General features: G+C 57.9%; 12 protein-coding genes. 2 read left to right on the forward strand and 10 right to left on the reverse strand.

Annotated features, from left to right (window positions below; genetic code table 11):
* Nucleotides 1-66: 66 nt before the first annotated feature.
* The 3 genes from ABJT94_RS20595 to ABJT94_RS20605 all read right to left on the reverse strand — a co-directional run bounded on the left by ABJT94_RS20595 (nt 67) and on the right by ABJT94_RS20605 (nt 4482).
* Nucleotides 67-1674 carry a carboxyl transferase domain-containing protein gene (locus ABJT94_RS20595; RefSeq protein ID WP_348476633.1) on the reverse strand — a complete coding sequence of 536 codons (1608 nt, stop codon included), beginning with the start codon at nt 1672-1674 and terminating at the stop codon, nt 67-69.
* Nucleotides 1671-2831, reverse strand: a complete 1161-nt coding sequence (locus ABJT94_RS20600; RefSeq protein WP_348476634.1) for an acyl-CoA dehydrogenase family protein — start codon at nt 2829-2831, stop codon at nt 1671-1673. Before ABJT94_RS20600 ends, ABJT94_RS20595 begins: the two co-directional genes overlap by 4 nt.
* 484 nt (nt 2832-3315) lie before the next feature.
* On the reverse strand, nt 3316-4482 hold the full coding sequence (locus tag ABJT94_RS20605; RefSeq protein WP_348476635.1) for an isovaleryl-CoA dehydrogenase: 1167 nt from the start codon (nt 4480-4482) through the stop codon (nt 3316-3318).
* A gap of 230 nt (nt 4483-4712) precedes the next feature.
* Here ABJT94_RS20605 and ABJT94_RS20610 point away from each other — a divergent pair, with 230 nt between their 5' ends.
* The gene (locus ABJT94_RS20610; RefSeq protein WP_348476636.1) at nt 4713-5222 is read left to right on the forward strand and encodes a hypothetical protein; all 510 of its coding nucleotides are present in this window, start codon (nt 4713-4715) and stop codon (nt 5220-5222) included.
* Between the two features lie 21 nt (nt 5223-5243).
* Here ABJT94_RS20610 and ABJT94_RS20615 read toward each other — a convergent pair whose 3' ends face one another.
* Both ABJT94_RS20615 and ABJT94_RS20620 read right to left on the reverse strand, forming a co-directional pair.
* Nucleotides 5244-5738, reverse strand: a complete 495-nt coding sequence (locus tag ABJT94_RS20615; RefSeq protein WP_348476637.1) for a DUF2244 domain-containing protein — start codon at nt 5736-5738, stop codon at nt 5244-5246.
* 224 nt (nt 5739-5962) lie between these two features.
* Nucleotides 5963-6589, reverse strand: coding sequence for a DUF3047 domain-containing protein (locus ABJT94_RS20620; RefSeq protein ID WP_348476639.1), 627 nt, complete (start codon nt 6587-6589; stop codon nt 5963-5965).
* A gap of 53 nt (nt 6590-6642) precedes the next feature.
* On the opposite strand from ABJT94_RS20620, the gene ABJT94_RS20625 reads away from it, so the two are divergent.
* Nucleotides 6643-7368 (forward strand): DUF3299 domain-containing protein, encoded by a 726-nt coding sequence (locus ABJT94_RS20625; RefSeq protein ID WP_348476640.1) that lies wholly within the window; start codon nt 6643-6645, stop codon nt 7366-7368.
* A 208-nt stretch (nt 7369-7576) separates the two neighbouring features.
* On the opposite strand, the gene ABJT94_RS20630 is transcribed toward ABJT94_RS20625, so the two are convergent.
* From ABJT94_RS20630 to ABJT94_RS20650, 5 genes are all read right to left on the reverse strand, one after another.
* Nucleotides 7577-9349 carry an ATPase, T2SS/T4P/T4SS family gene (locus ABJT94_RS20630; protein ID WP_348476719.1) on the reverse strand — a complete coding sequence of 591 codons (1773 nt, stop codon included), beginning with the start codon at nt 9347-9349 and terminating at the stop codon, nt 7577-7579.
* Between the two features lie 122 nt (nt 9350-9471).
* Entirely contained in the window at nt 9472-11043 is a 1572-nt protein-coding gene (locus ABJT94_RS20635; RefSeq protein ID WP_348476641.1) for an ABC-F family ATP-binding cassette domain-containing protein, read from the reverse strand.
* Between the two features lie 312 nt (nt 11044-11355).
* The gene (locus tag ABJT94_RS20640; RefSeq protein WP_348476642.1) at nt 11356-12423 is read right to left on the reverse strand and encodes a saccharopine dehydrogenase NADP-binding domain-containing protein; all 1068 of its coding nucleotides are present in this window, start codon (nt 12421-12423) and stop codon (nt 11356-11358) included.
* Nucleotides 12424-12564: 141 nt separating this feature from the next.
* Entirely contained in the window at nt 12565-13002 is a 438-nt protein-coding gene (locus ABJT94_RS20645; protein WP_348476643.1) for a GNAT family acetyltransferase, read from the reverse strand.
* A gap of 21 nt (nt 13003-13023) precedes the next feature.
* The gene (locus tag ABJT94_RS20650; protein WP_348476644.1) at nt 13024-14256 is read right to left on the reverse strand and encodes an aminotransferase class V-fold PLP-dependent enzyme; all 1233 of its coding nucleotides are present in this window, start codon (nt 14254-14256) and stop codon (nt 13024-13026) included.
* Nucleotides 14257-14430: the final 174 nt, after the last annotated feature.

Genomic DNA, 14430 nt, shown 5'->3' on the forward strand with positions numbered 1-14430 from the left:
GCACACCCGGTGTCTGGCACGGGCTCCTGATACATCAGCTAAACGAGCCTCCGAAACTTGCGTCAATTACATTCTGAACACGCCATAGCGTGTTTGTTCTGTTGGTGCATTGCGGCTGGCCGATAGTGCCAGTGCAAGCACGGCACGGGTGTCGGCCGGGTCGATGACTCCGTCATCCCAGAGTCGACCCGTGGCGTAGTAAGGATCGCCCTGGGTTTCGTATTGCGCCTGAATCGGCGCTTTGAAATCGGCCAACTCCGCTTCGGTCATCGGCTCGCCTGCCGCCGCTTTCTGGTCGGCTTTTACAGTGGCCAAAACGTTCGCAGCCTGTTCACCACCCATCACTGAAATACGCGCATTAGGCCAGGTCCACAGGAACCTGGGGTCGTAGGCGCGCCCGCACATGCCGTAGTTACCAGCGCCGAAACTGCCGCCGGTGATGATGGTGTATTTGGGCACTTTAGCGCAGGCCACGGCGGTGACGAGTTTTGCGCCGTCTTTGGCGATGCCGCCGTTTTCGTATTTCTTGCCGACCATAAAGCCGCTGATGTTTTGCAAAAAGACCAGCGGAATGTCGCGCTGATTGCACAGCTCAATAAAGTGCGCGCCTTTTAATGCCGATTCCGAAAACAGAATTCCGTTGTTGGCGAGAATGCCGACCGGCTGGCCTTCGATATGGGCAAAACCGCACACCAGAGTAGTGCCATACAGAGCTTTGAATTCATCCAGCCTTGAGCCATCGACAATGCGGGCGATCAGTTCACGGGCGTCAATGGGTGTTCGGGTATCGTCGGGGATCAGACCGTATATTTCTTCGGCCGGGTAGGCTGGTGGCTCGGCTGGCTGCAAACCACGCTCCGGTTTTGCAGGCCAGTTAAAGTGGCGCACGGCCTGGCGGGCTTGCACCAGCGCATGATCATCGTTGTCGGCCAGGTAATCAGCGACGCCACTGGTGCGTGCGTGTACATCACCGCCGCCCAGATCTTCGGCCGAGACTTCTTCGCCGGTGGCGGCTTTTACCAGTGGCGGACCGCCGAGGAAAATCGTGCCCTGGTCGCGCACGATGATGCTTTGGTCACACATGGCCGGTACGTAAGCGCCGCCCGCAGTGCAGGAACCCATAACCACCGCAAGCTGGGGAATTCCCTGAGCCGACAGATTGGCCTGGTTGAAAAAGATGCGACCAAAATGCTCGCGATCGGGGAAGACTTCATCTTGCAGTGGTAAATAGGCACCGCCGCTATCGACGAGGTAAATACAGGGCAACCGGTTTTCAGCGGCAATGGCCTGAGCCCGCAAGTGTTTCTTTACCGTCATCGGGTAATAGGTGCCGCCTTTAACCGTTGCGTCGTTTGCGACGATCAAACAGTCGATGCCTTCCACCCGGCCAATTCCTGCGATGACACCTGCGCTGGGCACGGCGTTTTCATATAGCCCCCAGGCCGCCAGCGGCGCAATTTCCAGAAACGGAGAACCGGCATCCAGCAAACGCTCGATGCGTTCGCGAGGCAGGCGCTTGCCCCGAGCCAGGTGTTTGGCACGCGGGCCTTCACCACCGCCGAGCTCAACCTGGTGCAACCGTTTTTGAAGTTGGTCACGCAGGTCGCGGTTCGCTTTGTCCTGTCGCTGAAACTGTTCGCCGCGCACGTCGATACGCGATTGAATCCGGCTCATGCGCCACGCTCCTCAATGGATCGAACGATAATTAAATTCTGAATGTCGCTGGTGCCTTCGTAGATTTTGGTCACCCGCACATCACGGGCAATCTGCTCCAGCGGGAAATCATTCAGGTAACCATAGCCGCCCAGTGTCTGCAGCGCATCGGAACAGACTTTTTCGGCCATCTCGCTGGCAAACACTTTGGCCATGGCGGCTTCGCGCAAGCAAGGTAAACCGGCGTCTTTCAGCCGCGCCGCATGCCACACCAGTTGGCGCGCCGCCTCAATTTGCGTGGCCATGTTCGCCAGGCGAAAACTCACAGCCTGATACGTCATTAAAGGCTCACTAAAACTGGTGCGTTCCTGAGCGTAGGCACAGGCCACTTCATGCGCCGCCTGCGCCATACCCACGCACTGCGCAGCAATGCCAATACGACCACCTTCGAGATTACCGAGGGCAATCGAATACCCCTGACCTTCATTGCCCAGCAAAGCATCCGCAGGCAAAGCAAGATCATTAAAAGTCAGCTGAGCCGTATCCGACGCCCGTTGCCCCATTTTTTCTTCAACCCGGCTCACCTCGTAACCGGGCAAGTCCGTTGGCACGAGAAACGCGCTGATGCCTTTCTTACCCGCCGCCGGGTCCGTCACCGCAAACACAATGGCAAGGTCGGCAATCGCGCCATTGGTAATAAACTGCTTGGTGCCATTCAACACCCAACCACTGTCGGTTTTAATCGCCCGGGTTTTCAACGCCGAGGCATCCGACCCGGCCTGTGGCTCAGTCAGACAAAACGCACCCAGTTTTTCACCACTGGCCAACGGTACCAGCCATTGCTGTTTTTGTTCCGCAGACCCAAACCCAAGCAAGGGTCCACACACCACTGAATTCATAACAGAGGTAATGGTCGACAAAGCCCCATCACCCCGGGCAATTTCTTCAACCACGAGCGCCAGGGTCAAATACCCCGCATCCACACCCCCAAGCTCTTCCGGCACAGTCAGCCCATAAAACCCCTGCTGACCCATGGCCCGAATCACTTCAACCGGATGCTCACCACTGCGATCCCAATCAGCCGAATGCGGTTTCAATTGCTCGCGCGCAAAGGCCCGCGCCGCATCACGCATCATGACCTGAATATCACTTAACCCAAAATCGGACTGTACTGTCATGAAATATTGCCTGTCGTTTTTATTCATCTTGCCTGCGCTCGGCGCCAGGAGTTTGCTAATCCGGCTAACCGGTTGAATCTACATGGTTGCCTGAAATGCGTGCCGGGCACCGGGTAGGCCCTTCCGGGGTCGTGCGGGATGCCGCCCACTCAACCCGTCCATGGGGCCTAGACCGCAACATCCATGTTGCGGACTTCCCCGGAAGGACCTACCCGGTGCCCGCCACTTGTCTCACTGTTTAACTCAAGTTCAACCAATTCGACCTTTAGTCTTTTTCCAAGTGATTCTGAAACCACTGTGGACCAGCTCTGGGGGTCGGGTGCGGTGCTGGCGGGGCGTCGGTCCCCATGGATGGGGACCGCCGAGCTTACATGGAGGTACTTGCAGCGACCCGCCAGGGCCGTACCCGACCTCCAGAGCGACTTCTGCCACAACGCTAACCAAGCCGCAATTCAACCACCGCAGCAACCAATGCCACCAAACCTCAACGTGTCTCGTTGAACAATTCCCGGCCGATGAGCATGCGACGGATCTCGCTGGTGCCCGCGCCGATCTCGTAGAGTTTGGCGTCGCGCAGCAGGCGGCCGGTTGGGTATTCGTTGATGTAGCCGTTGCCGCCGAGTACCTGAATGGCATCCAGCGCTGCCTGGGTGGCGTTCTCCGCGGCGTAGAGGATGGCGCCGGCGGCGTCTTTGCGGGCAGTTTCTCCGCGGTCGCAGGCCGCACCGACCGCATAGACGTAGGCGCGGCAGGCGTTCAGGCGGGTGTACATGTCCGCGACTTTGCCCTGCACCAGCTGGAACTCGCCGATGGGCTGGCCGAACTGTTCGCGTTCGTGCACGTAGGGCAATACAACGTCGAGGCAGGCTTGCATGATGCCGACCGGGCCGGCGGCGAGCACCGCGCGTTCGTAGTCGAGGCCACTCATCAGGATTTTTACGCCATCGCCCTCTTTGCCCATGACGTTTTCGACCGGCACTTTGCAGTCGACAAACACCAGTTCGCAGGTGTTGCTGCCGCGCATGCCGAGTTTGTCGAGTTTCTGGGCGGTGCTGAATCCGGGGAAGTCTTTTTCGATCAGAAAAGCGGTGATGCCACGCTTGCCGCCAGCCGGGTCGGTTTTGGCATAAACCACCAGTACATCGGCGTCCGGGCCGTTGGTGATCCACATCTTGTTGCCGTTGAGCAGGTAGTGGTCGCCTTTGTGTTCGGCTTTCAGTTTCATGCTCACCACGTCTGAACCGGCGCCGGGTTCACTCATGGCCAGGGCGCCTACGTGCTCGCCGCTGATCAGTTTGGGCAGGTATTTGGCTTTCTGGTCGGCGCTGCCATTGCGGCGAATCTGGTTGACGCAGAGGTTCGAGTGGGCGCCGTAGCTCAGGCCCACGGAGGCTGAGGCACGGCTGATTTCTTCCATGGCGACCATATGGGCCAGGTAACCCATGCCGGTGCCGCCCAGTTCTTCGTCAACGGTGATGCCGAGCAGGCCCAGGTCGCCGAATTTTTGCCACAGGTCGGCCGGGAAGAGGTTGTCGTGGTCGATCGCGGCCGCGCGCGGGGCGATTTCTTTCTGCGCGAAATCACGGACGGTGTCGCGCAGCATGTCGAGGGTCTCGCCCAGGCCGAAGTTCAATGCGGGATAGGTGTTCATAGCGAATCTGCCGTCCTGTTGGATTTATTGTGACTGGATCAGTCGCTGCAGGCTAATTAACGTTGACGTTAACGTCAACTTAGACCAGAAAGGCAGGTAGTCAAGAGAAGTTGACGCTTTGCTGAAAGCGCCATGGCGGGCAGGGTCTGTAAAAGATGGGTCAGACGGGCTGCCCAGTGCTATGGCAATGGGGTATTGTAGCGCCAACACGAATAACCACAGGTTAACCCATGAAAAACCTTCTGATTCTGCTCGCCGTTGTTACGCTGGCGGCCTGCTCTTCCAACCCCACCAAAGCCCCCTATGCCGGCGAAAACGAAGGCCTGGTGATCTTCGCGGCCGATATCGAAGTCCGTGGCGATACCGAGCTGGAATACGATTTCATGTTCACCGTTGAAGACGTTGCCAGTGGTGAACAGCACCGCTTGCGCATGCCGGTGGTGGAAAACCAGACCTACGCGGTGATGGGACGGCTGGCGCCGGGGGAGTATCGCTTTGTGAAACGCGAAGACGTTCGACGCGATGGCCGGGGCATTCGCCTGTTTGATATTGAGGGTGAGTTCAGTGTTGAAGCCGGGTATGTGACGCTGCCCAAGCACGTGATGGTTGAGAAGAAATTGTTCACTCGCAAAGCCGAGATTACTGACCTCGGCAGCGATGCCGCTGAAGTGCTGTTTCTAAGCGACATACTGACCGACGATACCTACGAAGGCTGGTCGTTGCTGCGCCCGGCGGACTGATCACCGAAGCCCTTAATCCCTTTACTGATTCCCCGCGCGCCGGTCTATCAGCATACCCCGGCGCTGGCATTCGCTGATCAGCAACGCCACATCCCCCGGGTTTAAAAACCCCGCAAACGCCTGCTGGTCATCCCGGTAGGCGAGTGCCAGCTGCGGTGGCCCGAGCGGATGAGTGGGCGGTGAAATCACCAACCGGGTATAGCGCCTCGGCCCCTCCCAGTGGCGCTGCCGACGGTATACGCCCTGTTCCAGACGGATTCGGTCTTCCTCGAACCAGAGTACTTCCTGCTGCTGGCAACGCCAGGCGGTCACGATGAGGCCAGCCGCAACTGCCAGCCATTCCAACCCGGCGAACGGCAGTACCACCCAGGCACCGATCCACACCATACCGGCGACAATCACCGTTGAGACGGCCAGTAAGGCGCCCAGTACTTTCATGGTGCCTTGCCAGCTCATGGAGCGGTTGGGCTGCAGGACCAGAAAAGGCCCCTTGTCTGACGCATTTACGGTGACCAATCGAGCTACGGCTCCTCATTAACTCAACCAACTCAAGTTTCGGGGTTCGGTTCACCTCAAAGGCGCTGGCCCGCACCGGATGCCGGGTATGCCTCTGTGGGGTCGGCGTAGATCCCTCCATGGAGCCTAGGCCGCAGCGTCCATGCTGCGGACTACCCCACAGAGGCATACCCGGCACCCGGTGCTAGTCTCCTCAGTAAACTCCGAAACTTAAGATCCGACTGTCATTGCACTTCAAGATCGGCCAGGCACAAATCGGTTTGCTGGCCGCTGTTGTCAGAATCGGCCATTAGGCCGATGGCGTCAAAGTGGTCGGGCCGGTCGCCGAAGGCTTCTTCCCAGTCATCAAGGAGTCGCCGTTCGATCTGGTGCCAGTCGCCCGGCTCGCCATTGCTGACCACCCACATGTGAAACTGGCCGGTAAAGGGGTTGGGCCAGTGGGTATCTATGTCCAGTTCACTGGCGTGCACATAGGCCAGCACCCGGGAACGCCAGAAAAACAGCGGGTGCTCAACCGCTACGTAGATGCGGCCGGCAAAATCATCTCCGGGTTTTTCCTGCCGGGTGACACCGGAGATGTCCTGTTCCGCGCGCCAGCGCCAACGAATCCGGGTGTTGCTATCAAGTTCAACTTCCTGCTCCCAAATCCGCGCCGAGGCCGTACTGTCAGACCTCATGCGCAGGCAAGCCTCGTCGGCGAGCCATTCAAACCGGGACTCACCTTCGAAGCTGTGCTCCGCCCAGGTGTCTATTGCGTCCAGCGGCAATGGCTCGGCCATGACAGGCGCGAAGTAAAGAGCCAGCAAAAATGTGATGCCGTGCCTTGGCACCGCGCTCAGGGGGCGTATCATTGAAACGTTACTCCATATCATTCGCCGGATTCACACGTCACCACAGGGCCATCATGTTGTCGCACCTTACCCGCCGTTTGTCGCACCACTCACTGATTACCATCGTCACTGTAGCAGCGGCCTTTGTACTGGTCGCCTGCCAGACCGAGGAAGAGACCAGTGTGGCCGAAATCGCCAATCGTCCGGCCGAACCAGTGGTAGCTGAAAACGCAGCCGACTCAACTGGCCTGTCACTGTCTGAAGAAGAACAAACCCTGGAGCCGCCCGAAGGCTCGGAAATCGCCCCGATGTCGGTTGCCCCCGGTGACGACCTGGCGTTTCAGGAATTAAGCTGGGACGATCTGCTCCCCGCCGATTTCGATTTCAACACGCTGCGTGAAAAGATTGATCTGCAGAGTTACGAGATATATGACCTGACGGATGAAGACCCGGAAGCCCAACGCCTATATTCCGATCTGCAATCGGTCATGGCCGATGTTCCCATGGTCGAGGCACTCGACGGCGTTGACGCGCGCATTCCGGGCTTTCTGGTTCCGCTCGAAATGGCCGCCGATGAAGTCCGTGAGTTCTTCCTGGTGCCCTACTACGGTGCCTGCATTCATAGCCCGCCACCCCCGGCCAATCAGATCGTTCATGTGGTGCTCGATGAACCCGTAGCATTCGACAACATGTTCGAACCATACTGGGCCAAAGGCACCATCGATGTCATTAAAACCGATACTGATATTGGAACCGCCGGGTATCGGTTAAATGTAGCGTCAATCTCGCCCTACGAGTGAGCCCTGCCCGGCTCACCCGGCCACAGCTTATTCCCAAGCGCGAAAACATCGTCGTGCGTCACAATGACCAGAGGCTCTTTACTGTCTCGCCACGTCTCCTCAGGTTTTTGTATCGAGCTCCACGCACTTGTAGGGTTTAACGATTGAGAAGACCGTTGTCAGTGGTCTGTCACCGCTTAACAGGCACGTTTCTTCAACTGGTTTTTTTTCAATCCAGACGAACCGCATATACTTCCAGCAGGGGAATAACACCCTGACGCGCGAGCGTTAATGCGTGTTGGGTCAACGGCGTCATGCCGTCTGATATTGCCTGCTTTTCCAATGCCTGGGCCGACACGCCGGGCTTGATCAGCTCGCGCAGGGACGCTGAGACGGTCAGTAACTCGTAGACGGCCACTCGACCGCTCACTCCGGTATGGTGGCAATGCTCGCAACCCCGGCCCTTGTAGAAGACCTCATCGTCATTTACTCCGAGCAGTGAGCGAACCTCGGCCGTTACGGTTTCGGGCTCCTTGCAAAATGAGCAGTTCCTGCGCACCAAACGCTGCGCCAAGACGCCCAGCAAGGCAGCGTTGACCAGATAGGGCTCAATGCCGATTTCCAGCATACGGGTCAGTGTTGTGCTAGCGCTGTTGGTGTGCAGTGTACTCAGCACCAGATGGCCCGTCAGCGCACTTTCAACGGCCATTTTAGCGGTTTCCTGATCACGCATTTCCCCCACCATGATGATATCCGGGTCATGGCGGAGTATATGGCGCAACGCCCGGGCAAAGGTATAACCAATCTCGGCTTTGGTCTGTATCTGGGTCAGGCCATCAAGATGGTATTCCACCGGGTCTTCAACCGTGATGATGTTACGGTGGGTTCTTATCAGCTCGGTTAAGGCAGTGTACAGGGTGGTCGACTTGCCCGAACCCGTCGGGCCGGTGACCAGAAACATGCCCTGGTTCCTGGCCAGCAAATGGCGCAGCCGGGTCTCATCGTTGGCAGAGTAGCCCAGCGAACGCAGGTCCTTTAGCGCAAAATTGGTATCGAGTAGGCGAATCACCACACTCTCTCCGCGAATCGATGGAATGACCGATAACCGCAAGTCAATCGTTTTGCCATGCTGCGTCAGACGATAGCGCCCGTCCTGGGGTAGCCGGTGCTCTGCGATGTTCATGTTGCCCAGCACTTTTATATGACTGACCAGGCGCGGCATCAGTCGCTTGTTGAGGCTGCGTATGGTCGTCAGCGTGCCGTCTATCCGGTACAGCAGATCCAGACGATCTTCCCGGGGGCGGAGGTGGATATCCGACGCGCGGCGAGTCATGGCATCCGCCAGCAGATTCTGCACCAGTTGAATGATCGGACGATCTTTCTGGTCGACGTTTGTCGAGAACCGCGTTTTTTGACGGGTTGCATCGGACATTGACTGTTCGGCTGGCAACTCAGCCAGGGCTTCACGCTCTTCGTTCTGGTCGTAATGCTCGCTGATGGCGGTATGAATAGCCTCTTCTGTTGCGATGGCCAACTCAACGGTCTTGCCAACCATAAAGCGTAACAACTCAACCAGCTCAGCATTGGTCGGGTCACTCGCGGCCAGGTACAGGTGGTCGTCATCTTCAAGCAGTGGCATCACGCCATGTTCACGGGCAAAACGGGCAGGCACTCGACTGATAACGGCCGGATCGATGTCGAACGTTTCCAGGTCAACTTGCGGAATAGTCAGCAATTCGGCCAGTGCTGACACGATGTCGATCGGCCGGGCCCATCCTTTTTCGCCGAGTATGGTCCCCAGTCGCTCACCAGGAAGTCGCGACTGTTCAGCAAGCGCTTGCTTGAGTTGCTCCTGACTGATAACGCCGGATGCGACCAGTACCTCCCCCAGATGCAGGTGTCCGAAATCTCCACGACGCAGCTGACTGAAGGCAGTCAACTCTTCCCCGGTGTGAATGGTTCGATGAGGTTTGTAGGTCGGTTCGGGGATGTCTAAACGCACCGTTGACAACTGATAGACTCCTATCCAGCGGGCATGCGGGGGCCGTTCCGCGCAGACACGACCACCCTGACTATTAATTAAGCATAGTCTAATGCAAAACTTGCCTGTTAATAAAGCAGGCATCATTGCTCAAGAGTAAACTCGGACAATGGCGCCAGCGCATCGGCGAAGGCGTCGTCGTGCGTCACCAGAATCAGGGTGCCGCGATAGTCCTTCAACACCCGCTCCAACAAGGCCTTCGAGTCGAGGTCCAGGTGGTTGTCCGGTTCATCCAACAACAGTAATTCGACCGGCGTCTGGTGGCTCAGTAGCGACAGCAACGCAACCTTTAACCGTTCACCGCCACTAAGCGATGCGACAGGCTGCAAGGCCTGATCGCCACGCAAGCGCAAGCTGGCCAATTGGGTGCGTAACTCGGATGCGGGGCGCTCGGGCTGGTCGCGTTGCAGGTTTTCAAGCGCCGACGCTGACGGATCCAGTCCCGAGAAATGCTGATCGAGGTATCGGACCGAGCCGCGTACGTCTCGCTCGCCAGCCAGTGGCTCAATCCACCCCGCCAGGCATTTAAGCAACAGAGACTTGCCACACCCATTAGCGCCCGTCACCCGCCAGCGTTCACCACCGTGCACCGTCCAGGCAAGCGCCGGCTGCCTCACAAACGGCAACCGCAGATTCGCCAGGTGAACCTGAACGGCACCGGTTACTGTCGGCTGGGTAATCATCAGCCGTTGGGTTCGCAATTGCTCAAGCTCGGCCTGAGCCGTCTGGCGCTCTTCATTCAGGGCGTCGCGACGCTGGGTCTGCTGCTGGCTCAGACGCGCCTGCGTCTGTTCCGAGCGGTTTTTACGCAGCCCCAGTAACAGTTTTCCCTGAGAATGCGAGCGCCGCTCCTGCATGCCCTGCTGGCGTCGGCTGGCCGCTTTCTCAAGCGTTGCCTGCTGTTGTTGCTTCAGCCTTCGCTGCTGGCCAGTCAGGTGATCCAACCGTTGCTCTTGCGCCGCAAGTTGTGCGTTGCGTTGCGCCTGGTACAAGTCGAACCCACCGCCATACTCCACCAGCTGACCATTGCGCAGCTCCAGAATCCGATCAACCCCTCGCAATAAGGTTCGGTCGTGGCTGACCACCAGTGCGCCGCCCGGGTGCCGCGCCAGTGCCTGTTGTAGCCAATGCCGCCCGGCACGGTCCAGATGGTTGCTGGGCTCATCCAGCAACAGGTAGTGACCGGTCAGCATCAGCGCCCGACACAAGGCCAGGCGGGTACGCTGACCGCCGCTCAGCGCCTCAACCGGCAACGCCAGGTCTGGCTCAAGCCTGGCGTCTGCCAGTTGTTTTGCCCATTCGGCGGGCCGGTGCCAGTGGTCGGCCACACGTTCCAGATCGCTGGGCTCGGCATCGCCTTGTTCCAGCCGGCTAAAGGCATCAAACAGGGAGGCGACACCCAGTGCGTCGGCCACCCGGGGCCCGGCCAGAGGGTCCAGCTGGGTTTGGTAGTAAAACGGGACCGACCAGGTCACCTGGCCATGGGTTGGCGAGTACTGCCCGGCCAGAACCCCCAGCAAGGCCGATTTGCCATGCCCGTTAGGCCCCACCAGTGCGGTAACGCCCGCCGGCAACGACGAGCTTAGCCCGGACCACAAGGGATCATCGCCCCATTGCAGCGTCAGTTGATTAAAAAAACAGATTGGATCAGACACAGAAACCCTCCCGAGGGCACGGGACCGGTGACGCGCAATGCGGATTTACCGCCAGGGAAAGGAAATACAGCGACTCAAAACGCCAGCTACTCCGGAACGCCACCTGTCCATCAATTCAACGTAGGCCATACCGATCAATCAGCTCAGTAATACAGCTCATCGACAGGTTGGCTGTAACTCGACTACCGAGTACATCCGTTGGAGACAGGTTCACTTCATTGGCGTAGGGCTCGCTTTATGGAAGGGGAAGATACGCGCCGGGTGAGACTGCCACCCGGCGCATTGGCAAGTTACTCGAGGTTGTGTGTTTTTTCAACCCAGGCGGGTCAGCTCCAGCGGCGTGACGTCCGGCAGTGACCAGACAAAATCCGGCCCCATCAGCTGCGAGGGTGTTGTACTACCCGCCCCGGTAACCGCTTGTTCCAGCACCGCCTTTACCATTGCCAGGGGTGCGGTGATGGTCAGGTCGTAGCCATTGGGCGTTTCAAACCGGCCTACCACTTTCTTACCCGTTGCATTGCGCGCTTCACCCCAGAGGTAGGTGCGGCTTCTGGCACGTTGTTCGGCGGTTGGGCCAGGGACATTCTTTTCGATGCGACGCTTCATGAACGATTGCACCCAGGGCTGCCCCATCAACCAGCGCATTGATTGCAACCGTTTCATGCGCTTCACCGTTCGATCCGCCACCGGTACATACACCACAACGTTTTCCACGCCGGTGCTGTGATAAGCCGTGCTGACATCGCCCCAGGGAATGCTGACCGCCGTGCGTTCGCCCTGGCCCATATCGAGCCGACGTGTTTTCAGTGGGGTTTCCTCGATGCGTCCGTTATGGCGAATCCGGCTAAGGCCTGCCATACCTTCCACCGAGGTTTTGGCAGTACCCGGGCTCATCGGGCCTCCGGCCTTGAAGGCAAGGTCGAGTTCGGTCATGTCAGGCAGGGCTTGTTTGAGCTGGGCGGCCAGGCAATCGGTTGGTACGACATCGAAGCCCACACCCGGGCAGACGATGATCCCGGCTTCCCGGGCGCGTTCATTCATGCGAGTGCTGTGGGCGTGCTCAAACACATCCATTTCGCCGGTAATGTCGAAGTAGTGTGCCTGGCTCGCCAGACACCCTTCCAACATGGGTGCGCTGGTCGCGGAAAACGGACCGGCACAATGCAGCACCAGGGTCATGTCTTCCAACTCGCGTTTCACGGCGGCCGAATCGGACAAGTCAAATACCCGAAACCCCAGCTTCAGTTCGTGAGCCAGCGTGCGCAGCTTGTCTTCATTGCGACCGGCGAGCATCGGCGTTAAACCACGCGCTACGGCTTCGCGGGCAATCAGCTCTCCGCTGTAGCCGTAGGCTCCGTATATCATCCAGTTCTTTTCCATGCGTGCTCCCTCCAGGGCCTGATGCTTATCTGCCATCCCACAGCCTAGCGTATCGGGCCGCCAGGTGCAGACCTGCGCTGTCCAACTCTTGGGATTGGTGAATTGAATTCAAGAATGACGACAAGTTGACAGGAACGGAGTTCAGCGGATATCGGGAATCAAGCGTTTGCCCAGACTCACCGCCGGATCAACAACATAGCCCAGTGCCTGGTAAAACGCGATTACATCTGCATTGGAGGAGCGGACTTGTAAATTGACCTTAGGGCACCCTCTGTCTTTGAGCAACGTTTCCACTCGCAGCATCAATTGCCGGCCATAGCCGGTGCCCTGAAGGCCCGGCTGCACAGCCAGGTAGTTCACCCAGCCACGATGCCCCTCATACCCGGCCATTGCTGTTGCGACCAGCGTGCCTTCTAACTCGCCAACCAGAAACAGTTCCGGGTCAACCTTCAGCTTTCGGTCGATGTCTTTGTGCGGGTCATTATGGGGTTTGGTCAGCCCGGTGATTTTCCACAGCTCAACCACCGCCGAGCGGTCTGATTCCTGGTATGGCCTGATGTGACATTGGGGAGCATTCACCGTTGTTCCTCTCAAACTGTGTTATTGACTGGCCATGTCCAGTGCCTGAAGCAACCGATCCATCTCGGATTGGCTCGTGTAGTGGACAAACGACAACCGCAACACGCCGGTTGTCGGGTCAATGCCCATGGCTTCCAGTAACCGTACGGCATAAAAGTGCGCAGCCCCGCACTGAATACCCTGGTCGATCAGCGATTGCGCCAACACCTGAGGGCTGTGTTGATGGTGAAGCAACGATACCGTAGCGGCTCGTTGACGGGCATCCGCCGGGCCAACAAGATGCAGCTTTGGATGGTCGTTAATAAACGCCAGTAACTGAGCCAGCAAGGGTTGTTCGGCAGCATAAAATAACGAGTGCAGTTGGTGCGCTTTAGCTGACGGATTGGCGTCTGCCGTAAAATGATGCGCATAGAGTGAATCAAAATAATCCAGCACCCCTTGAGCCGCCGCGACCTGAGCGTGGTCCGGCCCGGCCGGTACAAACCATTTGTGTGGGTAGGCTTCATTAAAATAGTGCGCCTGGTTGCCGAGCGTGTCGGCAAGGGCCTGGCGAACCACCATCACGCCCTGATGCGGCCCAAAGGTTTTATAGAGCGAGAATAAATACATGTCCGCACCCAGTTCATCAATGTCCGGGAAGCCATGACCGGCATAGGAAACGCCATCTACTACCGTGTATACCCCCGCCTGTTTCGCTTTAGCACAAATGACAGAAACCGGGTTAATGTGAGCCACAATATTGGAGCAATGCGGAAAGGCCAACAGTTTGGTTTTCCCGGTGATCAGCGTATCGAGATCACCGACGTCCAGCTCACCGGTCTCCGCCTTCACCTGCCACTCGCGGATGACAACCCCCTTGTATCCAAGCTGACGCCATACGCCAATGTTGGCTTCATGATCCTGATTGGTCACTATCACTTCATCGCCCGGCTTCAACCAGTTCGCAAACGCCTGAGCCAGCACGTAGGTATTTTGCGACGTGGACGGACCAAAATGCACTTCATCGGCGGTGACATTCAGGTACTCGGCAAAGCGCTGATGGGACTGATCCATCAGCGCACCGGCTTGCTGTGCCACCGGGTGTAAATGATAGGGCTGAACTTTGTTCTGGTGATAGTACGCGGTCAACCGGTCGATGACTTGCTGACAGGCATAGGAACCGCCTGCATTTTCGAAAAAGGGCTGGTCAGCGAGAGAGGGTTCGCTGAATGCCGGAAATTGCGCGCGTACAAAATCGAGATCCAGTCCCGTCATTGATTCACCTGCATAGCTGATTAAAGACATCGCACACACCCCACTATAAGTCGGGACACCTGTGAGAATCCACCACGATGAAAAACCCGGGTGCCAGGATAGGAGAGACCACTGTTCGTTCGCTTCTTACGGCCATGGTGGCACTCTGTCTAATGGAGCTTCTCAGGTAACCCC

The sequence above is a fragment of the Saccharospirillum sp. genome (genome assembly GCF_039982735.1).
Taxonomy (GTDB): Bacteria; Pseudomonadota; Gammaproteobacteria; order Pseudomonadales; family Natronospirillaceae; genus Saccharospirillum.